The 19731-nt window shown below is 71.5% G+C and carries 17 protein-coding genes and 1 tRNA gene; 10 read left to right on the top strand and 8 right to left on the bottom strand.

All coding sequences use genetic code 11. The annotated features are described in order from the left end of the window. The first annotated feature begins 139 nt into the window (after positions 1-139). The 7 genes from ACYVK7_RS02955 (at position 140) to ACYVK7_RS02925 (ending at position 6349) form a co-directional block, all read left to right on the top strand. Complete coding sequence (locus ACYVK7_RS02955) at positions 140-1120, top strand: FtsB family cell division protein (protein WP_460886180.1); 981 nt, start codon at positions 140-142, stop codon at positions 1118-1120. Positions 1121-1189: 69 nt separating this feature from the next. After that, complete coding sequence (locus tag ACYVK7_RS02950; protein WP_460886179.1) at positions 1190-1690, top strand: DUF501 domain-containing protein; 501 nt, start codon at positions 1190-1192, stop codon at positions 1688-1690. Positions 1691-1770: 80 nt separating this feature from the next. After that, complete coding sequence (locus ACYVK7_RS02945) at positions 1771-2721, top strand: Ppx/GppA phosphatase family protein (RefSeq protein ID WP_460886178.1); 951 nt, start codon at positions 1771-1773, stop codon at positions 2719-2721. A gap of 67 nt (positions 2722-2788) precedes the next feature. Next, a complete protein-coding gene (locus ACYVK7_RS02940; RefSeq protein ID WP_460886177.1) occupies positions 2789-3121 on the top strand; it encodes a PadR family transcriptional regulator in 333 nt (110 codons plus the stop codon). After that, complete coding sequence (locus ACYVK7_RS02935; RefSeq protein WP_460886176.1) at positions 3118-4482, top strand: hypothetical protein; 1365 nt, start codon at positions 3118-3120, stop codon at positions 4480-4482. Before ACYVK7_RS02940 ends, ACYVK7_RS02935 begins: the two co-directional genes overlap by 4 nt. Positions 4483-4658: 176 nt before the next feature. Beyond that, positions 4659-6116, top strand: coding sequence for an NAD(P)/FAD-dependent oxidoreductase (locus ACYVK7_RS02930; protein ID WP_460886175.1), 1458 nt, complete (start codon positions 4659-4661; stop codon positions 6114-6116). Positions 6117-6275: 159 nt separating this feature from the next. Beyond that, positions 6276-6349: transfer RNA gene (locus ACYVK7_RS02925), tRNA-Leu, on the top strand. Positions 6350-6377: 28 nt separating this feature from the next. Here the strand turns inward: ACYVK7_RS02925 and ACYVK7_RS02920 are convergent. Next, a complete protein-coding gene (locus ACYVK7_RS02920) occupies positions 6378-8618 on the bottom strand; it encodes an excinuclease ABC subunit UvrA (protein WP_460886174.1) in 2241 nt (746 codons plus the stop codon). Between the two features lie 183 nt (positions 8619-8801). Between ACYVK7_RS02920 and ACYVK7_RS02915 the strand changes: the two genes are divergently transcribed. Beyond that, positions 8802-9296 (top strand): helix-turn-helix domain-containing protein, encoded by a 495-nt coding sequence (locus ACYVK7_RS02915; RefSeq protein WP_460886173.1) that lies wholly within the window; start codon positions 8802-8804, stop codon positions 9294-9296. A gap of 34 nt (positions 9297-9330) precedes the next feature. Here ACYVK7_RS02915 and ACYVK7_RS02910 read toward each other — a convergent pair whose 3' ends face one another. The 3 genes from ACYVK7_RS02910 to ACYVK7_RS02900 form a co-directional block, all read right to left on the bottom strand. Next, entirely contained in the window at positions 9331-9933 is a 603-nt protein-coding gene (locus tag ACYVK7_RS02910) for a ClpP family protease (RefSeq protein ID WP_460886172.1), read from the bottom strand. Positions 9934-10049: 116 nt separating this feature from the next. Next, positions 10050-10751: an ArsR/SmtB family transcription factor gene (locus tag ACYVK7_RS02905; protein WP_460886171.1), complete on the bottom strand. Its 702-nt coding sequence runs from the start codon at positions 10749-10751 to the stop codon at positions 10050-10052. 53 nt (positions 10752-10804) lie between these two features. Then, complete coding sequence (locus tag ACYVK7_RS02900; protein WP_460886170.1) at positions 10805-11050, bottom strand: hypothetical protein; 246 nt, start codon at positions 11048-11050, stop codon at positions 10805-10807. A 312-nt stretch (positions 11051-11362) separates the two neighbouring features. Here ACYVK7_RS02900 and ACYVK7_RS02895 point away from each other — a divergent pair, with 312 nt between their 5' ends. After that, entirely contained in the window at positions 11363-14965 is a 3603-nt protein-coding gene (locus tag ACYVK7_RS02895) for an efflux RND transporter permease subunit (protein ID WP_460886169.1), read from the top strand. A gap of 194 nt (positions 14966-15159) precedes the next feature. On the opposite strand, the gene ACYVK7_RS02890 is transcribed toward ACYVK7_RS02895, so the two are convergent. Continuing rightward, positions 15160-16047 carry an ABC transporter permease gene (locus ACYVK7_RS02890; RefSeq protein WP_460886168.1) on the bottom strand — a complete coding sequence of 296 codons (888 nt, stop codon included), beginning with the start codon at positions 16045-16047 and terminating at the stop codon, positions 15160-15162. Further along, a complete protein-coding gene (locus ACYVK7_RS02885) occupies positions 16044-16997 on the bottom strand; it encodes an ABC transporter ATP-binding protein (RefSeq protein ID WP_460886167.1) in 954 nt (317 codons plus the stop codon). Before ACYVK7_RS02885 ends, ACYVK7_RS02890 begins: the two co-directional genes overlap by 4 nt. Before the next feature lie 220 nt (positions 16998-17217). Here ACYVK7_RS02885 and ACYVK7_RS02880 point away from each other — a divergent pair, with 220 nt between their 5' ends. Beyond that, the gene (locus ACYVK7_RS02880; RefSeq protein ID WP_460886166.1) at positions 17218-18123 is read left to right on the top strand and encodes a Bax inhibitor-1/YccA family protein; all 906 of its coding nucleotides are present in this window, start codon (positions 17218-17220) and stop codon (positions 18121-18123) included. Between the two features lie 86 nt (positions 18124-18209). Here the strand turns inward: ACYVK7_RS02880 and ACYVK7_RS02875 are convergent, their stop codons facing one another. Both ACYVK7_RS02875 and ACYVK7_RS02870 read right to left on the bottom strand, forming a co-directional pair. Next, positions 18210-18815: a TetR-like C-terminal domain-containing protein gene (locus ACYVK7_RS02875; protein WP_460886165.1), complete on the bottom strand. Its 606-nt coding sequence runs from the start codon at positions 18813-18815 to the stop codon at positions 18210-18212. After that, entirely contained in the window at positions 18808-19698 is an 891-nt protein-coding gene (locus ACYVK7_RS02870; RefSeq protein WP_460886164.1) for an alpha/beta fold hydrolase, read from the bottom strand. The genes ACYVK7_RS02875 and ACYVK7_RS02870 overlap by 8 nt, the downstream gene beginning before the upstream one ends. Positions 19699-19731 lie beyond the last annotated feature (33 nt).

Below are 19731 nucleotides of genomic sequence, written 5' to 3'. Positions count from 1 at the left end.
GAGGCACAGGTCACTCGGGTGACCTGTGCGTCTGACACGTCCGTCGGTGTCTGACGACTCTTGAGTTCCACAGGTTCGACACACGGCGCGCCGGAGGTAATGCCCGTACAAAGGCCCGGCGAATCGGCACAATCGACCCATGCCTTCCTCACGTCGCCCGGCGCGGCCCTCGGGTGCGGCGCGCGACCCGGGTGCGCGCCCGTCGTCGACCCCTCGTGCGGGTGCCGGCGCGGCCGGCGCGAAGAAGAAGAGCAAGGGCACGACGCCGACCGCCAAGGGGAAGGCCGCGCCCAAGAAGCCGTCCGGTGCCGCGGCGAAGGGCACGACGGCAAAGGGCACCGCGGCAAAGGGCACAGCGGCGAAGCGTGCTGCGGCCGGCGGCTCTGCCGCGAAGGGCGCGACAGCCAGGGCCTCGACGGCGAAGGGCGCCGGTCGGAAGCCCGCCGCGCCGTCGGCGAACAGTCGCTCCGCCGCCCAGCGGACCGCGCCCGCACGGTCGACGACCCGGACCGCGCCCGCACGGTCGACGACCCGGACCGCGCCCGCACGGACCGCGCCCGCACGCGCTGGCGCGGCAGCCTCCCGAGGTGCGCGGGCGACGTCGGGCGGCGGAGCGAAGCGGCCTACGCAGCCGCGCCGCCGTAGCGCGGTGACCGGCAGCGTCGCACCGCCCACCCGCCCGGCACGCGCTGACCGCAAGCGCGGCAGCTTCGGACTCGTGCTGCCCGAGGTGCTGACGGTCCGCGCGATGGTGCTGTCCGTCGTGGTGCTGCTCGCTGTGGTCCTGCTGCTGCCGACGGTGCGCGCCGTGGTGACTCAGCAGGCCGAGCTGCGCGAGCTGCGCTCCGAGCTGAGCCAGCAGCAGGAGCAGAAGGCCGAGCTGGAGACCGAGCTAGCCCGCTGGGACGACCGGTCGTACGTGATCGAGCAGGCGCGCTCGCGCTTCCGGTTCGTCATGCCGGGGGACAAGGTGTGGCGCCCGCTCGACACCGACGCGGTGCAGGAGAAGGAGCCGGCGGCCGGCGTCGTCGAGCCGTCGCCCGGTTCGGCTGAGAGCACGGACGCCCCCTGGTACACGAGCGTGTGGGACTCGGTGCGGATCGCGGGCGGCGACGAGTAGGCCGGACGGGCGAGCGCCGCGAGCGGGCGCTCGCTGGGGGCAGTGGGCGGACTGGGCCACAATGGGTGGGTGAACACCGCGACTGAGACCGTGTCCGACGACGACCTGCGCGTCCTGGCCGAGCAGCTCGGCCGCGAGCCGCGCGGCGTCGGGGGGATCGCGGCGCGTTGCGTGTGCGGCCGTCCCACGGTGGCGCGCACCGCCCCCCGGCTGCCGGACGGGACCCCGTTCCCGACGGTCTTCTACCTGACGCACCCCGGCGCGGTCGCCGCCGCCTCGACCCTCGAGGCGAACGGCGTGATGAAGGAGATGACGGCGCGGCTCGAGGAGGACGACGAGCTCGCCGCCGCGTACCGGAAGGCGCACGAGCACTATCTCGCCCAGCGTGAGGCCATCGGGCACGTCGAGGAGATCGCCGGCATCTCGGCCGGTGGCATGCCGACGCGCGTCAAGTGCCTGCACGTCCTCTTCGCGCACGCTCTCGCCGCGGGCCCGGGCGTGAACCCGCTGGGCGACGAGGCCCTCGCCCTCGCGAAGAACACGTGGCGTCCGGACCGCTGCACCTGCTGAGCCGCCCACGACCACGTGAGGTTCGTCGCGGAACCCGGCGTTCGACGCCATGACACGCCCGCGCCTGGAAGAATCCTCGCGTGACTTTCTCTCGCGTGGCCGCGATCGACTGCGGCACCAACTCGATCCGCCTGTTGGTCGCGGACGTCGACGCCGCCGGAAACCTCACCGAGCTCGACCGTCGCATGGAGGTGGTGCGCCTGGGCCAGGGGGTCGACCGCACCGGTGAGCTGGCGCCCGAGGCACTGCGCCGCACCCTCGCGGTGACCCAGGATTACGCGGCGGCGATCGAGTCCTCCGGGGCGCGGCGGGTGCGATTCGTGGCGACGTCGGCCACCCGCGACGCGCGGAACCGGGACGAGTTCTTCGACGGTGTCCGGTCGGCGCTGGGCGTCGACGTCGAGGTGATCTCGGGGGCGCAGGAGGCGCAGCTGTCCTTCCGCGGCGCCACCGGGGCGGTGGCCGAGGCACACGCAGGCCCGTTCCTGGTCGTCGACCTCGGTGGGGGATCCACGGAGCTGGTGCTCGGTACGGGTTCGGTGGACGCGAGCGTCTCGATGGACGTCGGGTCGGTGCGCATGACGGAGCGGCACCTGCACGGTGACCCGCCGTCGGCCACCGAGATCGCGGCGGCCCGCGCGGACGTGCGCGCCCACCTGGACGACGCCGCCCGCGTGGTCCCCCTCGCGAAGACGGCGACCCTGGTCGGTTTGGCCGGTTCGATCACCACGGTGACCGCACACGCGCTGGGGCTGACGGAGTACCGGCGCGAGCGGGTCAACCAGGCGGAGCTGCCCGTGTCGGCGGTGCTGGCCTCCTGCGAGGCGCTCCTCGCCGCCCCGCGGGCCGAACGTGCGGCGATGGGGTTCCTGCACCCGGGGCGGGTCGACGTGATCGCGGCAGGTGCCCTCGTGTGGTCCGAGGTGATCACGCGGGTCGCGGCCGACGTCGCGGCGGCGGGCGGGTCGCTGACCAGCGTCGTGACGAGCGAGCAGGACATCCTCGACGGGATCGCGCTGTCCATGGCGTGAGCCGCCGCCGGGCCGAAGGACGCAGACATCGTCGCGCTATTACGTATTGCACGGTACCGTGCAACTCGTGGATACGACGCAGCTGCTCAAGGGAGTGCTCGACGCCGCGGTGCTCGCGGTCGTCGAGCAGGAGGACGGGTACGGGTACGACATCGTCCGGCGCCTGCGGGCCAAGGGCGTCGAGTCCGGCGAGGCGTCCGTCTACGGCACGCTGCGCCGCCTCTACGCGGGCGGCTCGCTCACCAGCTACGTGGTGCCGTCGGAGTCCGGGCCGCACCGGAAGTACTACGGCATCACCCCGCACGGGCGGGAAGCACTCAAGACGCAGCGCAAGGAGTGGCAGGAGTTCGCCGACACGGTGGCCGGACTTCTCGGCGACAGGAACGAGGTAGCTCGATGAACACCATCACCAGCAGTGACGCGCTCTCGGCCCACGTGCGCGGCTACGCGCAGGCGGTGCGCCTGCACCTGGCGGACCTCGGCCCGGAGGTGGCCGACGACCTCACCGACGGCCTGGAGGCCGACCTCACCGAGGCGGTCCTGGACGAGGTGTCCGTTCCCACGGCCCCGGGGACCCAGGTGTTCGACCTGTCCGCGCGCTTCGGGCCCGCCGACGAGTACGCGGCCGAGCTGCGCGCGGCGGCAGGCCTGCCGGCGTCCGTCCCCGCGCGGAGCGGCGGACGCGGACCTGGCCGGGCAGTCACGGAGGCCTGGACCGTCGTGTCCGAGCGGGCGCGCGCCGTGTGGCGGCCCGTGGCGAGCACACGGGCCTGGACGGCGTTCGCCGAGCTTGCCCGGACCCTCGCCCCGGCCTGGTGGATCCTGCGCGGCTGGGTCGCCGCGCAGGTCGTCATCTGGTCGTACGGGATCAACGACGTGACCCTCTGGCCGTCGTCGGTGGCCGGTCGCGTCCTGGTGGTCGCCGCGATCGTCGTGAGCGTCCAGTGGGGGCGCGGCAGGTGGGCCCCGCGCTGGGCCTGGTTCCCCCGCGTGGTCGCGGTCGCGTCGGTCGCCGCCGGCGTCCTCGCGATCCCCATGGTGCTCGACGTCGAGGCGGACGCCCGCCCGGTCTCGGCCAACGGTATGGGCTACGACGTCGGGTGGAGCGACGGGTACCACAACGCGCAGGTCTCCGGGGCGAGCACGGCGAACGGAACGCCCCTCGCGGAGGCGGACGGCGTCTGGGTCGACGGCATGCAGGTCAGCAACATCTTCGCCTACGACGCGGAGGGCAACCCGATCCGCGACGTACAGCTCTTCGACGACCGCGGTCGGCCCGTCCGCACGATCGACGACAGCGCGACCTGGGACATCTGGTCGGTGTCCGACGTCGACGGCTCCTGGAGCTTCCAGCCGGCCACGGCGTCCGACGGGCGCTCGCGATGGAACGTCTATCCGCTCAGCGCGGTGCCCGCGGACGAGGTCGGGCTCGGTATCGACGGCAACAGCTTCTACGGCCCGCAGGGGCACAACACCCCCTATCCGCAGCCGCCCACGGGGGTGCGGGCGCAGGACATGCCGTGGCCGTTCCTCAAGGCGCCGACGGCCATCGAGGGCGATGCGACGACCTCCGGCTCCGAAGCGGCCGACGGCGCCGGCGCACCGACGGGCGAGCCGTCGCCCGACGAGCCTGCCACGGGTCCGGCCGGCGGCGACCGCCCGATGAGCCGTACGCATGGGGAGGCGGTGCACCCGGGTGAGGGCCCGACGCCGGGCACCGAGCTCCAGGAGCCGACGCTCGAGGCGACGCAGGCCGACTGACCGGCCCATCACGACGGACTTCCGCCGACCGGGAACTTCCGGTGGTGGTGGTCCGTTGTGATGGCCAGAGGATCGAGGAAGTTCCTGCAACGGCGACGACGGCGTGGTGTGCATCACCCACACGCCGTTCTTTGTCGTGTCAAGACGAATGCGTGGCGCGCGGTACCCTGGGAATCATGCCTCAGAACGACCTGACCTCGGTCAGCCATGCTTCCGACCCGGCGAGCACGCCGCGCCCGCGGAAGGTGCCGCGCATCGTGGTGCTCGGCGGCGGGTCCGTCGGCCTCTACGTGGCGCGCCGCCTGCGTAAGAAGCTGAAGAAGCGGGAGGCGGCCATCGTGGTCGTCGACCCCCGGCCGTACATGACGTACGCGCCCTTCCTGCCCGAGGCGGCCGCGGGGTCGATCGACGCCCGCGACGTCGTCGCACCGCACCGCAAGGCCCTCAAGGGCATCGACGTGCTGCAGGGCAAGGTCACCACGATCGAGCACGGGCGCAAGGCCGTGAAGATCCAGCCCGAGTCGGGCGACGAGTACGAGGTGACCTACGACCAGCTGGTCGTCGGCCTCGGCTCGGTGTCGCGCACGCTGCCCATCCCGGGGCTCGCGGAAGAGGCCATCGGCTTCAAGAACGTGGAAGAGGCCATCGCGGTCCGCAACCACGTCATCAACCGGCTGGACGTCGCGTCGTCGACGTGGGACGCCGACCTGCGCAAGCGCATGCTCACGTTCACGTTCGTCGGTGGCGGGTTCGCCGGGATCGAGGCGCTCGCCGAGATCGAGGACATGGCGCGCTACGCGACGCGGCAGTACAACACGATCGAGGCGTCCGACCTGCGGTTCGTCATGATCGAGGGCACGGGGCGCATCCTGCCGGAGGTCACGGAGCCGATGGGCGAGTACGCGCTCGCCGAGCTCAAGAAGCGCGGCATCGAGTTCCACCTCAACACGTTCCTCTCGTCCTGCGTGGACGGGCACGTGGTGACGTCGACGGGCGTCGAGTTCGACACCGAGACCATCGTGTGGACGGCCGGCGTCAAGGCGAACCCGGTCATCAAGGAGGCCTCCGACCTCCCGTACGACAAGATGGGTCGCGCCATCGTGCTCCCGACGCTGCAGATCGCGACGGAGGACGGCGAGGTCGTCGAAGGCGCCTGGGCAGCCGGTGACTGTGCCGCCGTGCCGGACGTCAACAACCCCGGCAAGTTCTGCCCGCCGAACGCGCAGCACGCGATCCGTGAGGCCGTGCAGCTCGCCGACAACATCGTGGCGCTCTACAAGGACAAGCCGGCGGTCGACTACGACCACAAGAACCTCGGCGTCGTCGCGTCGCTGGGTCTGTACAAGGGCGTGGCCGAGCTGTTCGGGTTCATCAAGCTGCGCGGGTTCTTCGCGTGGGTCGCGCACCGTGGCTACCACGTCATGGCGATGCCGACGGGCAACCGCAAGATCCGTATCCTGATCGGCTGGGTCGGACAGTTCCTCATGGGCCGTGAGCTCGTCTCGCTGGGCTCGCTGCACGACCCGCGCCAGGAGTTCCGCAGCGCGTCCGTACCGCCGAAGCCGGTGGGCGAGAAGGTCGAGCAGAAGGCGGAGTCCTCCGCCCAGCGCGCCGAGTCGGGTTCCACGGCCTGAGCTACGGTCCCGGTCCGTCAGGGGCCCGGTCAGGTGACTCTCGGCGGACCACGCCATCCTCTGCGTTTGCGACCCTGGAGCGCGGAGGATGGCGTGGCCCGCAGGCGATCGCATGGCCTGCGGTCGTTCGTGCGGAGGGCTAGGTAGTCTCTGCGGTGCGCCCCCATAGCCCAACTGGCAGAGGCAGCCGGCTTAAACCCGGCACAGTCCCGGTTCGAATCCGGGTGGGGGCACGCGGCGCCTGCTGGCCCAGGCGATAGTTCAGCCGACCAGCTCCGCGAGATGGCGGCCCGTCAGTGACCTCTCCTCGCGCGCCAGGTCGGCCGGGGTGCCCTCGAAGACCACGCGGCCGCCGTCGTGCCCGCCGCCGGGGCCCATGTCGATCACCCAGTCGGCTCGTGCGACGACCGACAGGTTGTGCTCCACGACGATGACCGACCGGCCCGAGTCGACGAGCCGGTCGAGCAGGCCGGCGAGGTTGTCGACGTCCTGCATGTGCAGGCCGGCGGTGGGCTCGTCGAGCACGAATGCCGGGGTGTCACCGCCCATCTCGATCGCGAGCTTGAGGCGCTGCCGTTCGCCGCCGGACAGGGTGTTGAGGTGCTGCCCGAGCGAGATGTAGTGCAGCCCGACGTCGAACAGTCGGGACAGCATCGGCTGCACCGTCTTCTCCGTGAAGAAGCCCAGCGCCTCCTCGACGGACATGCCGAGCACGTCCGCGATGTTCTTGCCGCGCAGCGTGTAGCCGAGCACCTCGTCGGTGAACCGCTTGCCGCCGCAGGCCTCGCACGGGCTCGCGACCCCCGCCATGAAGGCGAGGTCGGTGTAGATGAGGCCGACGCCCTTGCACTCCGGGCAGGCGCCGGCCGAGTTCGCGCTGAAGAGGGCGGGCTTGACGCCGTTCGCACGGGCGTACTGCTTGCGGATGGGCTCGAGGATTCCCGTGTAGGTGGCGGGGTTGGAACGCCGCGACCCACGGATGACCGACTGGTCCACGAACGTCACGCCGTCGCGCGGCAGGCAGCCGTGGATGAGTGAGCTCTTGCCCGACCCGGCCACGCCCGTCACCGCGACGAGCACCCCGAGTGGGACCTCGACCGAGACGTCCTGGAGGTTGTGCAGGTTCGCGTGCTCGATCCGGAGCGCGCCCGTGGGAGTGCGGGGTGTGGTCTTGAGCGTGACCGCCTGGTCGAGGTGCTTGCCGGTGGCCGTCCCGGATCTCCGCAGCCCGGCGAGGTCGCCCTGGTAGACCACGGTGCCGCCGTGCGTACCCGCGCCGGGCCCCATGTCGACGAGGTGGTCGGCCGCCGCCATGACCTCCGGCTTGTGCTCGACGACGAGCACCGTGTTCCCCTTGTCCCGCAGACGCTGGAGCAGCGCGTTCATCTGGCGCACGTCGTGCGGGTGCAGGCCGATCGTCGGCTCGTCGAACACGTAGGTCATGTCGGTCAGGGCCGACCCCATGTGCCGCACCATCTTGGTGCGCTGCGCCTCGCCGCCCGACAGCGACGACGACTCCCGGTCCAGCGACAGGTACCCCAGCCCGATCTGCTCGAACGTCGTGAGCAGGTCGCTGAGGCCGTCGAGGATGGGTTGCACGTGCGGGTCGGTGAGGTCACGCACCAGCTCGGCCAGGTCGGTGAGCTGCATGGCGGCTGCCTCGCCGATGTGCTTGCCCTTGACCAGCGACGACCGTGCCCGGTCGTTGAGCCGGGTGCCGCCGCACGCCGGGCAGGCCGTGAACGTGGCGAGCCGGTCGACGGCGGCCCGCATGGCGCCCTTCATCGACTCCACGTCCTTGACGAGGTAGAGGCGCGTGATCTTCGGGACGAGCGACTCGTAGGTGACGTTGATGCCGCCCGAGACGATCTTGCGCTCCGCGCCGTACATCAGGTCGTGCCACTCGGTCTCGCTGTACTCCGCCAGCGGCTTGTCGGCGTCGAACAGGCCGGAGTCGGCGTAGACCTTCCAGTACCAGCTGCCGACCCCGAAGTTGGGGAACGTGATGGCGCCCTCGTTCAGCGACTTGCTGCGGTCCACCAGGGCGTCCGTGTCGACGGCGGAGACGCGGCCCAGGCCCTCGCAGCCGCCGCACATGCCCTGCGGGTCGTTGAAGGAGAAGAGGTTGGACCCGCCGATGTGCGGCCGGCCGAGCCGCGACCAGATGACGCGCAGCATCGTGTAGGCGTCCGTGGCGGTGCCGACCGTGGAGCGGGCGTTCGCACCCATGGGCTCCTGGTCCACGACGATCGCCGCCGACAGGTTCGACAGGGTGTCCACGTCGGGCCGCGGGCGGGACGCCATGAAGCCCTGGAGAAAGGCCGGGTAGGTCTCGTCGATCAGGCGCCGCGACTCCGCGGCGACGGTGCCGAACACGAGCGAGCTCTTGCCTGATCCGGAGACCCCGGTGAAGACGGTGAGCTCTCGCTTGGGGATGTCGATCGAGACCCCCTGCAGGTTGTTCTCACGGGCCCCGCGCACCTCGATAGATCCGAACACCACTGTCCTTTCCTGGTCGGTGGTCTCATCGTGCCAGGAGCTACTGACACCCACCCGGCCGCGCCTGAGGGCCCCGAGCCGTGGGCCGGGACCTCGACGGCGTTACGCCAGGAGCAGACGCCGGAACGACCCGGCCTGTCGGTGAGGTTGGGTAGCGTGACGGGTACCAACGGCGGGAGTGGGCAGATGGCATTGATCTCAACCGGTACTGCACGTACTGCTGGGCTCGGCACCACGAACGAGAGCGGACCCGGGGCCAGACCCGGCACGCTCGAGCACACCCGAGAACCGCTGTTACGGGACCTGGTCGGTGGCATCCTGCGCACGACGCGTCGAGAGCAGCGCCGCACGCTGGCCGACGTCGCGACGGACGCGCGGGTCTCCACGGCCTACCTGTCCGAGATCGAGCGAGGGCGCAAGGAGGCGTCGTCCGAGGTGCTCGCCGCTGTGTGCGAGGCACTCGGCATGCGCCTGGTCGACCTCGTGGAGCGTGCCTGGGCGCAGCTCGCCCTGGCACTGGCGGCGCAGGAGGAGACCGGCAGGGTGCGTGTGCTGTCGTCGGCCGCGCGCCGGGCGGCCGGCTTCTCGTCGTCCCGGCACCCGGTCCAGCCCGAGCACGCGGCACCGGCGGGCAGCTCGGGTACCGGGCGACGTGGCGAGGTCGTGCTCCTGGCGGCGTGAGCCGGGCCCGGCGAGGGGCGGAGCCCGGCGATGATCAGAGCCCGGCGCGTCGCTTTCCGCCGGGCCGGACGTCGTTCACCTGGTCCACGACCCTGTCGATCATGCCGTAGGCCAGGGCCTGCTCCGCCGTGAACCAGCGGTCGCGCTCCGAGTCCGCCGCGACCGTCTCGACGGGCTGGCCGGTGTGCTCGGACTGCAGCCGGGTCACCAGGTCCTTCACATGCCGGATGTTCTCGGCCTGGATGACGACGTCGGCCGTCGTGCCGCCGATCCCGCCCGACGGCTGGTGCATCATGATCCGCGCGTGCGGCAGCGCGTACCGCTTTCCGCGGGTGCCTGCGGCGAGCAGGAACTGGCCCATGCTGCCCACGAACCCGACCGCGACGGTCGAGACCGCGTTCGGCAGGAGCTTCATCGTGTCGTGGACCGCGAGCCCGGCGCTGATGGAGCCGCCGGGGGAGTTGATGTAGAGGCTGATGTCCGCGCTCGAGTCCTCGGCGGACAGCAGCAGGAGCTGCGAGGTCACGCGGTTGGCGACGGTGTCGTCGATCTCCGTGCCGATCAGCACGATCCGCTGGTGCAGCAGACGCGTCGCGAGATGGTCGTCGAAGGGCTGGGCGGGGCTGGTCTCGGTCATGTCTCCACCCTTGCCCCGTCCGCTGCCGCGGGGTAGTCGTCTCTGCCCGTCGCAGATCTGCTCACGGCAGACCGCGGCGCCGAACGCATGCCGTCCGGCGCGTCGGACGGAGCCGCCTAGAGCGGGTTGCCCGCCGAGTCGATGGTGGGGAACACGTCGAAGTGGACCTCGAACGGCAAGGTGCCGGGCTTGCCCTCCTGCCCGCTCAGTGGTTCGAGGTGCTCAGCGGCGAACCGTTCCCAGGCCTCGATGACTGACTTCGCCTGCTCGGGTGTGGCCCACCTGTTGACCGTGATGAACGCGGCGGACCCGAGCCACCGCTGCAGGGACTCCTCGTCCACCTCCTGGATCGTGCGAGTGAAGGCCGCCACTCGCTCGTTGCGGAGGCGCAAGAACTCGATGTTGACGGCCTCGGCGGTCTGGCGAGCCGCCGGGGAGCTCTTTCCCGCGCTCGAGATGCTGAATCCGCCGGGCGTGCGTTCCCACCAGCGCTCCCTGGCCGTTCCCTTGCCCTCCACCTCGCGGACCAGACCGTGCTTGGCGAGCTGGCGCAGGTGGTAGCTCGTCGAACCGCTGGACTCGCCGAGGATCTCGCCGAGCTTGCTGGCCGTGAGCGGCCCGCGGGTCGGCAGCAGGTCGAGGATGCGGATGCGCAGCGGGTGAGCGAGCGTGCGCAGCGCGGCGGGGCTGAGCTCGGCGGGAGGTCCTGCGGCCGGCCCGGGCAGGTCCGGCACCGCACGCGGGGTCGGCTGCCCCGAACGTGCTGGGGCGTCCCGGTCCGCCGGTCTGCCGGGGGAGTCCTTGCGTGCTGTCGCCATAGGCAGGACGTTACCCACTCACCACCCGTCGGACCGGATCCCCGGCGCGGCGGTCAGCGCAGGGCGAGCGGGTGGCGCGCCGCCAGGTTGTCGCGCGCGCGTTCGGCATGCGCGCGCTGCCGGTCGGCTCGTTCGATCTCGCGGCGTTGCGCCGCCCGGTCGGCACTGCTCGTGCCGGTGCTGCTGGCGTCGGCGCCGCTCGCGTCGGCGGGGCGCCGACGAGCGGCGGGCGCCGCCGCGAGGCGGGCACTGACGGGCTGCGGTGCGGCGGTACGGAGGACTGGTGCGTAGACGCTCATCGCGGTGCTCCTGGCTCTGCTGGGGTGTGGTCCTGGCCGGCTCGTGCCTTCACCCTACGTATGCCAACGACTCTTTGCAAGGATCTCTTTGCAAAGAGTTCTTCGGTCTTCTGTGGTCGGCACGAGCCGCCCGCCAGGCGTCGCCGAGGCCTCCCCGGAAGCCCTCGGGCGAGCTCGCCAGCGCTTGCAGGCGGGGCAGGATACTGCCCTACTCTGTAACTTCGGTCAGTTTCACCCCGTTGGTCCGAAACCCGGTGACGACGGCGGCGGCGCGCCGTATGCCCGAACATCGTTCCGCACCGTGGAGTCCCCGTGTTCCGTCTCGCCCGGCTGTCCCTCGCGAACCGAGCCGTCGTGGCGCTGGTGACGATCGCGATAGCGGTGTTCGGGGTGCTCAGCATGACCTCCCTCAAGCAGGAGCTCATCCCGTCACTGCAGCTTCCGACGGGCATCGTGAGCGCGCAGTACCCGGGTTCCTCGCCGGAGGTCGTGGAGGAGCAGGTCACCGATGTGATCGAGGAGGCCGTCGCCTCGATCGACGGGACGGCGGCGGTCCGGTCGACGGCGTCCACGGGCGTCTCCCTGACCACCGTCGAGTTCACCTACGGCACCGACATGGAGGCCGCGACCCAGCAGCTCCAGGCCGCGGTGGCCGGCGTCCAGCCGAACCTCCCGGAGGACGTCAGCCCCCAGGTCACGACAGGTTCCGTCGACGACGTGCCGGTGGTCCAGATGGCCGTGTCCGGTGACGAGAGCGCCAACGCCCTCGCGGACACAGTCGAGAACGTGGTGGTACCCGCGCTCGAGGACGTCGACGGCGTCCGCGCGGTCTCGGTCACCGGTGAGCGCGAGACGGAGGTCAGCGTCCTGCCCGACCAGGAGAAGCTAGCGGCGGCCGGCCTCACGACGGCCGACCTGACCACGGTGCTGCAGGACAACGGCGTGGTCATGCCGGCAGGGCAGATCACCGAGGGCGGGCGGGCCTGGTCCGTCCAGCTCGGCAAGCCCGTCGACATGGTCGACCAGCTCAGGCGGCTGCCCGTGGTCCCGGGCGCGACCGGAGGTCCGGGCGCCGCGGACGGCGCCCCGGAGGCAGGTACCGCGCCAGACACAGGTACCGCCCCGGACACGGGTACCGCCCCGGACGTGACGGCCGGCGCCCAGCCCACAGATCCGGCCGCGCCCGGCACCCCTGCGCTGGTGGGCGACGTCGCCACCGTGGAGCTCCGGCCCGTCGACGCGACGTCGTACTCCCGCCTCGACGGCTCGGCGTCGCTGGGCCTGGCCATGACGAAGACGCCGGAGGCCAACACCGTCGAGGTGTCGCACGCGATCGAGCGGGCGCTGGCCGAGCCGGAGGTCGCCGACACCCTGGCCCAGCGTGACGTCAACACCGCCGTGGTGTTCGACCAGGCCCCGTTCGTCGAGGACTCGATCCACGGACTGGCGACCGAGGGCGGGCTCGGCCTGCTGTTCGCGGTCCTCGTGATCCTCGTCTTCCTGATGTCGGTGCGCTCCACACTGGTGTCCGCGATCTCCATCCCGCTCTCGCTCGCCGTGACCTTCATCGCCATGCAGGCGGGCGGCTACACCCTGAACATCCTGACGCTCGGCGCCCTCACGATCTCGATCGGCCGCGTCGTCGACGACGCGATCGTCGTGATCGAGAACATCAAGCGGCACATGTCGTACGGCGAGGAGCGCAGCGACGCGATCCTCGCGGCCGTGCGCGAGGTGGGCGGGGCCATCGCCGCCTCGACGATCTGCACCGTCGCCGTCTTCCTGCCGATCGCGTTCGTGGGCGGTGTGGTGGGGGAGCTGTTCCGGCCGTTCGCCCTCACCGTGTCCATCGCGATGCTGGCGTCGCTCGTGGTGGCGCTGACCATCGTGCCGGTGCTGGCGTACTGGTTCATCCGCCCGCCCAGGAAGGTCGGCCGCGGTGCGGCGCTCGCCCGTGCGGCAGCCGAGGAGAAGGAGAGCCGCGGCATCTGGCAGCGGGCCTACGTGCCGTCGCTGAACGGCGCGCTCGCACGGCCCGTCGTGACCATCGCGATGGCGGTGGCGGTGCTCGGCGGCACGTCCGCCCTCGTCCCCAGCATGGAGACCAGCTTTCTGGGGGAGAGCGGCCAGGACACCGTGACAGTGACGCAGCACTACGAGCCGGGGACGTCGCTCACGGGACAGGACGAGGCGGCGAAGCAGGTGGAGGCCGCGCTGGCGGAGGTCGACGCCGTCGACAGCGTGCAGGCGACGGTCGGCAGCGGCGGTGACATGGCGATGGCCGCGTTCGGCGGAGCGAGCGCGGACCTCAAGGCATCGTTCGCCGTCACCCTCGGCGAGGACGCCGACGGCGCCGCCGCGGCCGCGGACATCCGTGCCGCCGTCGGAGGTCTCACCGAGGCGCCCGCGACGGAGGTCTCCGTGTCCGCCGGCGACTCGGTGGGCACGTCGTCCATCGATCTGGTGGTCCGTGCACGCGACGAGGCGACCCTCGCCGAGGCCACCGGGCTGCTGCGGGACGCGATGAGCGGTCTGGACGGCGTCGCCGAGGTCAGCAACGACCTGGCCGCCGCACAGGAGATCGTCGAGGTGACCGTCGACCGCAAGGCCGCCGCGGCGTTCGGGCTCACGGAGACGCAGGTCACCGGGATCGCCTCGGCCGCCATGACGGGGGCGCAGGAGATGGGCGAGCTGCAGACGGCAGAGGGCCCCGTCGGGGTGACCCTCTCCGCCGCCGAGACGCCCGGCACGATGGCCGAGATCCGTGAGATCCCGGTGCCGACGGCGGTAGGCCCCGTGCCCCTCGGCGACGTCGCGAACGTCGAGGTCGCCAAGACGCCGACGTCGATCAGCCGGATCGACGGCGACCGGTCCGCGACCGTGTCGGTGACGCCGGCCGGGGACGACCTCGGCGCGGTGACGGACGCGGTGAACGCGGAGATCGAGTCGACCGACCTGCCTGCCGGTGCCACCGTGTCGGTGGGTGGAGCGGCCGCGGACCAGGCGGACGCGTTCAACGACCTGGGCATGGCGCTGCTGGCCGCGATCGCCCTGGTGTTCATCGTCATGGTGGCCGCGTTCCGCAGCCTGGCGCAGCCCTTCATCCTGCTGGTGTCCATCCCGTTCGCCGCGGTCGGTGCCCTGATCGCCCTGGTCGCCACGAACACGCCGCTGGGCGTGCCTGCCCTCATCGGCACCCTGCTGCTGGTCGGCATCGTGGTGTCCAACGCCATCGTGCTCATCGACCTGATCAACCAGTACCGCCAGGACGGCATGGGCCTCGACGAGGCGGTGCGGGAGGGCGCGCGGAAGCGACTACGGCCCATCGTCATGACCGCCCTGGCCACGGTGTTCGCGCTGGCCCCCATGGGCGTGGGGCTGACCGGGGGAGGGGCGTTCATCTCGCAGCCGCTCGCGCTCGTGGTGATCGGCGGGCTGGTGTCGTCGACCCTGCTCACGCTGTACGTGGTGCCGGTGATCTACACGATCTTCGAGCGCCGGGCAGAGCGCCGGCGGGCAGCCGACGACGCCGCCGGACGCACCGCCCGCAGACCGCTGACGGGCGCTTTTCCCAGCGTGGCGACGGGCGCGTTCCAGACCGTCGGACGCCAGGCGGCCGCGCAGCGGCGGGCGCAGACGGGCCGCCCGGCCCGGCACAGCAGGCCGACGCCGGCCCAGACGCCGCAGCAGATGCCGCAGCAGGTGCCGCCGACGTACGCGGCGCCCGAACGCACTCCGCCGCAGCAGGCCCCCCAGCACGCTCGCAGGCACGCGGCGCCGCATGTCGTGCCCCAGCACCAGGCTCAGCGGTATCCGCCCGACCCGTGGCGACCGGAGCCCGGCCAGGAGCCCCAGCCCGACTACCGGCGGCCACCGCCCCCGGCCTGGCCGCACCCCCGCGACCCGGTCGACTGATCGGACAGCGCGTCTGTCCGGTCGTCTGATGCCGGACGTCAACGAAGTCGGTCGGCTGCCTCGAGACCGGTCCGGTGATGAACCGATCTTGAGCAACCGACCGACTTCGCGTGACTGCCTTCGGCAACCTGCCCTCGGCTGCCCCCACTCAGCGAGCAGTGCTCAGAGCCAGGGCGGCCGCACGGCCAGGCTCCTTACGCGTCCTGGGTCTTGAGCCGCGTCGCCGCGCCGACCAGGACCAGCACCGTGTAGCCGGCCAGCACGCTGATCCCGACCCAGGGCTCGAGCACGTCGGCGAACGCGCCGGCGTTCGGGGTGATCTGCGTTCCGGCCACGCTCGGCAGGAGCTTGTTCACCGTGCCCACCCACTCCAGCTGGGCGGCGGCGAACGTGGCGATCTGAACGATCGTCGGGATCACGAGGAAGATCGCCACCACGGTGAAGATCGCGCCCGCCGTGTGCCGCAGCAGGGCGCCGAGCCCCAGCGCGAACAGCGCCACGAGCGTCACGTACAGCACCGTGCCGAACAGCGACCGCACCTGGTCGCCGTCGCCGAAGTCCACCGTGGCGTCGTTCGCGTTCAGGATCGGGTAGGTGACGAGCCAGCTCAGCGCGAGCGACACGGCGATGAGGACCGCCGTCACGAGCGCGAGCACCACTGCCTTGCCGAAGAACGCCGAGAGGCGCCCGGGAACCGCCGCGAACGTCGACCGGATCATCCCGGTGGAGTACTCACCGGTGATCATGAGCGCGCCGAGCACCGCGACCACGAGGGCCGCCATCTCGAAGCCGGCGCTCACGACCATGGTCCCGCCGAGCATCCCGCCCGCCGCCGCCTGGTCCTCGGGCGACGCGCCTTCCATCTCGTTGCCGACGAGCTGGACGATCAGCGCCATCATCAGGGCGAAGCCGACCATCACCACGACGGTCGAGCCGAGGGTCCACCACGTCGAGCGCAGTGTCCACAGCTTGATCCACTCCGAGCGCAGCACCCGCAGGAAGGTGACGTTCTGCACCGGCGTCTGCCCCGCCGTCGTGCCCGACGTCGGTCCGCCCGCCGGAGCCGTGACCGTCGCGCTCATGCCTTGCTCCCCTCAAGATCGGACCGCGTGCCCGTGTGGCCCGCGATGTCCTCGGACTGGTACTCGACCGAATCGGCGGTCAGCGACATGTACGCCTCCTCGAGCGTGGAGGCGACGGGCGTGAGCTCGTGCAGCACGATCTTCGAGGATGCCGCCAGCTCGCCGACGGCGGCCGCGTTGCTGCCGCGGACCTCCAGCAGCCCCGGCTCGACGTCGTCCACCTGGGCGTTCTGGCCCTTGAGGAGCTCGGCGAGCTCCGTGGCCTGCGGCGACCGGACCCGCACGAGCTTGCGCTCGGCGCCGTCGACGATCTCCGAGACCGGGGCGTCCGCGAGGATGCGGCCCTTGCCGATGACGATCACGTGGTCGGCCGTCAGGGCGACCTCGCTCATCAGGTGGCTGGACAGGAAGACGGTGCGGCCCTCGGACGCGAGGAACTTCGCGATGTTGCGGACCCAGAGCACACCCTCCGGGTCGAGCCCGTTGACGGGCTCGTCGAGGATGAGCGTGCGTGGGTCGCCCAGCAGGGCCGCCGCGATGCCGAGGCGCTGCCCCATGCCCAGCGAGAATCCGCCCACGCGCTTGCTGGCGACAGGCCGCAGACCTGTGAGCTCGATCACCTCGTCGACGCGCTTGGTCGGGATGCCGTGCGTCGCGGCCATGGCGAGCAGGTGGTTGCGCGCGGTGCGGCCGGTGTGCACCGCCTTCGCGTCGAGCAGCGCACCCACCTCCGCGAGCGGACGGCGGTGCGTCGCGTACGGCGCGCCGTTCACGGTGACGGACCCGGCGGTGGGCCGGTCCAGACCGACGATCATCCGCATGGTGGTCGACTTGCCGGCGCCGTTCGGGCCCAGGAAGCCCGTCACCTGGCCCGGCTGCACGGTAAACGTGACGCCGTCCACGGCGGTCTTCGCGCCGTACCTCTTCGTCAGGCCTCTGGCCTCGATCATTGCTTGCCCTTCCATCTGGCACGCGGGATGGCTTATGCGGTCACTGGCGTTCTTCACACGACTGGTCATTCAGAGACTAGGGACCGGATGGCCCCCGCCGCACGCATTACCGGCCGGGATCATCCCTTGGACGGACGCAGTTCATCCGAAGGTATGACCCGGGAACTCCTGAGAGGTCCCCAGCGTTCCCTAGGATGGTCAGACAGACCAGGAGGAGCAGATGAGCAACCCCGTCTTTTCGAGAAGCGACGTCTTCGGTGAGCCCCGTCGCACCGGTGCGGCCGGTGCACGCCGTGGCGGCACCGCCACCTACCCCAACCAGACTCCCGCATATGGCACAGCTCCGCAGCCTGGCCAGTACGGTCAGTACGGCGCAGCAGGCCAGCAGCCGATGGATGCGTCCGAGCTTGACGCGATGTACCAGTCGCCGTCCGCCACCACGGCGGACACGCGGCGAATGACCTATGACGACGTGATCATCAAGACCGGTGGGCTGCTCGCTCTCCTGGTCGTGGTGGCCGCGGCGACCTGGACGCTGGTGCCGGCGCCGATGATCACCCTCGTGATGATCGTCGGGGCGATCGGTGGTCTCGTCCTGGGCCTCGTGAACAGCTTCAAGAAGAACCCGAGCCCGGCGCTGATCGTGGCCTACACGATCTTCGAGGGCGCATTTGTGGGCGGCATCTCGCTGCTCATGGAGACCATCGCGCCAGGCGTCGTGGTGCAGGCAGTGCTCGGCACCATCGCCACCTTCGCGGCCGCGCTGTTCCTCTTCAAGAGCGGCCGGGTGCGCGTCACGCCCAAGTTCACGCGCTGGCTGCTGATCGCGGTCGCCGGCTACGCGGTGTTCTCGCTGGTCAACTTCGGCCTCGTGATGTTCGGCGTGCTGGACGGCTGGGGCATGCGGTCCGGCTGGCTCGGCGTCGTCGTCGGCATCGTGGCCGTTGGCCTGGCCGCCATGATGCTGATCCTCGACTTCGACTCCATCAAGCGTGGTGTCGAGGGTGGGGCCCCCGCCAAGATGGCGTGGGCGGCGGCCTTTGGCCTGCTGGTGACGCTGATCTGGCTGTACATCGAGCTGCTGCGGCTGCTGACGATCGTGCAGAGCCTCTTCAGCGGCGACTGACCGGTCCGAGCACGACCCGCTCGCCGTACCGACGACGGCCCGGCACCTTCTCTCGGAAGGTGACCGGGCCGTCGTCGTGCGTGGATCTATGTGTCCTGGACATTCTCGGCCGTGGCGAGCGCGGCGACCCCCGCGACGAGCATGTCGAGCAGCACGCCGAAGCTCTGGTCGACGTCCTCCCGCATGCGGAACCCGGCGCCGAGCTCCAGGGTGACGAAGCCGTGCACGCCGGCGCGGACCGCGCGGACGGCGTCGATGACGCGCTGCTCCGGCAGACCGAAGCCGTGCAGGACCGAGACGACCGTCCGGACGCTCTCCTCACCTGCCTCCCGGTGCGGTGCGGCGGCGGGGTCGTCGGGGTCGGCGCCGATCTGCGTGGCCGCGTACCGGCCCGGGTGCGCGTGGGCGTAACGGCGCCAGGCGTCGGCCAGCGCGTGGAGCGCGTCGGCCCCCGCCCTGCCCACGGTCGCCGAGGTACCCGCGGCGGTCAGCTCACGGACGGCGACCACGGAGACCTCGCGGCGCAGGTCGGCCAGCGAACCCACGTGCTTGTAGAGGCTGGGGGCCGCGACGCCGGCCTTCGCGGCGACCTTGGCGAGCGTGAGGTCGTCGAACCCGCTCGGGCCGCCCGCGTCGACCACCTCGAGGGCGAGGCGGACCACCGCGTCGGGTGACAGCCCGGCCCTAGGCACGTCGGCCGCCGTCCTCGGCCGGAGCAGCCGGAGCAGCCGGAGCGGCGGGGGCGCCAGGGAGCTCCGCGAGGAACTCGAGCACGGCCGCCACGACGACGGCGGGCGCCTGGTGCTGGGGGTAGTGGCCCACCTCGGGCACCAGCACTCCGCGGGCGTCGATCGTGCCCGTGATCCAGGCCAGCTCCGCGGCAGGGTCGGAGAAGTCGGGGTCGAGAGCGCCGACGACGGCGAGGGCAGGGGCCCGGACCTCGGACAGCCGGGCCTCGACCACGGAGTGGTCGAGTGCCACCGCGAGGTCGCGGAACGAGCGCAGCCTGCCCGGCTCGCTCAGCTTGTCGCGCACGGCGGCGACGTGCTCGGCGTGCCGGGGCGAGCGGCGCCCCTTGGAGATCATCGAGTAGTAGGAACCCCAGAACGCGGCTCCCCAGGGCCGGGCCAGCAGCAGCCGGTAGACGACCCCCATCACGTTCCGGAGGGCCGGTGATCCCGGCTGGCGCAGGTAGGGGCTGAGCAGGACCAGGCCGCGGACGAGGCCGGGTCGCTCCGCGGCGGCCCAGGTCGCGGCGGAGGCACCCATCGAGTTGCCGAGCAGCACGGCGGGGCCCGCGTCGAGGTGCTCGAGGAGCGCGAGGAGGTCCGCGCCGGTCACGTCGTCGCCGTGCGTGCGGAAGGTCGTGTCCGAGTCCCCGTGCGCACGCAGGTCGGTGACCACGACGCGGTATCCGGCGTCGGCGAGGGCGGGGACCACGTCGTCGTACGTGGACCGGAGGTCGCCCATACCGGGGACGGCGACGACGAGGGGGCCCGAACCGGTGTCGGTGTAGGCGATGCGGCCCTCGGGCCGGGGCAAGAAGGTGAGCGAACCGCTCCGGGTGTTCGTCATAGCCAGAAAGCTACGCCTGTTAGCCAAAGAGCG

Source organism: Promicromonospora xylanilytica (assembly GCF_054782895.1).
Note: the sequence above shows the minus strand (reverse complement) of the source record. Positions and strands in the feature narration are given on the sequence as shown.

Coding starts and splice junctions, on each gene's coding strand:
- ACYVK7_RS02900 (WP_460886170.1), bottom strand. CDS start 11,050: ATGAGCGTCTACGCACCAGTCCTCCGTACCGCCGCACCGCAGCCCGTC.
- ACYVK7_RS02915 (WP_460886173.1), top strand. CDS start 8,802: ATGGCATTGATCTCAACCGGTACTGCACGTACTGCTGGGCTCGGCACC.
- ACYVK7_RS02890 (WP_460886168.1), bottom strand. CDS start 16,047: ATGAGCGCGACGGTCACGGCTCCGGCGGGCGGACCGACGTCGGGCACG.
- ACYVK7_RS02910 (WP_460886172.1), bottom strand. CDS start 9,933: ATGACCGAGACCAGCCCCGCCCAGCCCTTCGACGACCATCTCGCGACG.
- ACYVK7_RS02930 (WP_460886175.1), top strand. CDS start 4,659: ATGCCTCAGAACGACCTGACCTCGGTCAGCCATGCTTCCGACCCGGCG.
- ACYVK7_RS02880 (WP_460886166.1), top strand. CDS start 17,218: ATGAGCAACCCCGTCTTTTCGAGAAGCGACGTCTTCGGTGAGCCCCGT.
- ACYVK7_RS02870 (WP_460886164.1), bottom strand. CDS start 19,698: ATGACGAACACCCGGAGCGGTTCGCTCACCTTCTTGCCCCGGCCCGAG.
- ACYVK7_RS02885 (WP_460886167.1), bottom strand. CDS start 16,997: ATGATCGAGGCCAGAGGCCTGACGAAGAGGTACGGCGCGAAGACCGCC.
- ACYVK7_RS02955 (WP_460886180.1), top strand. CDS start 140: ATGCCTTCCTCACGTCGCCCGGCGCGGCCCTCGGGTGCGGCGCGCGAC.
- ACYVK7_RS02935 (WP_460886176.1), top strand. CDS start 3,118: ATGAACACCATCACCAGCAGTGACGCGCTCTCGGCCCACGTGCGCGGC.
- ACYVK7_RS02905 (WP_460886171.1), bottom strand. CDS start 10,751: ATGGCGACAGCACGCAAGGACTCCCCCGGCAGACCGGCGGACCGGGAC.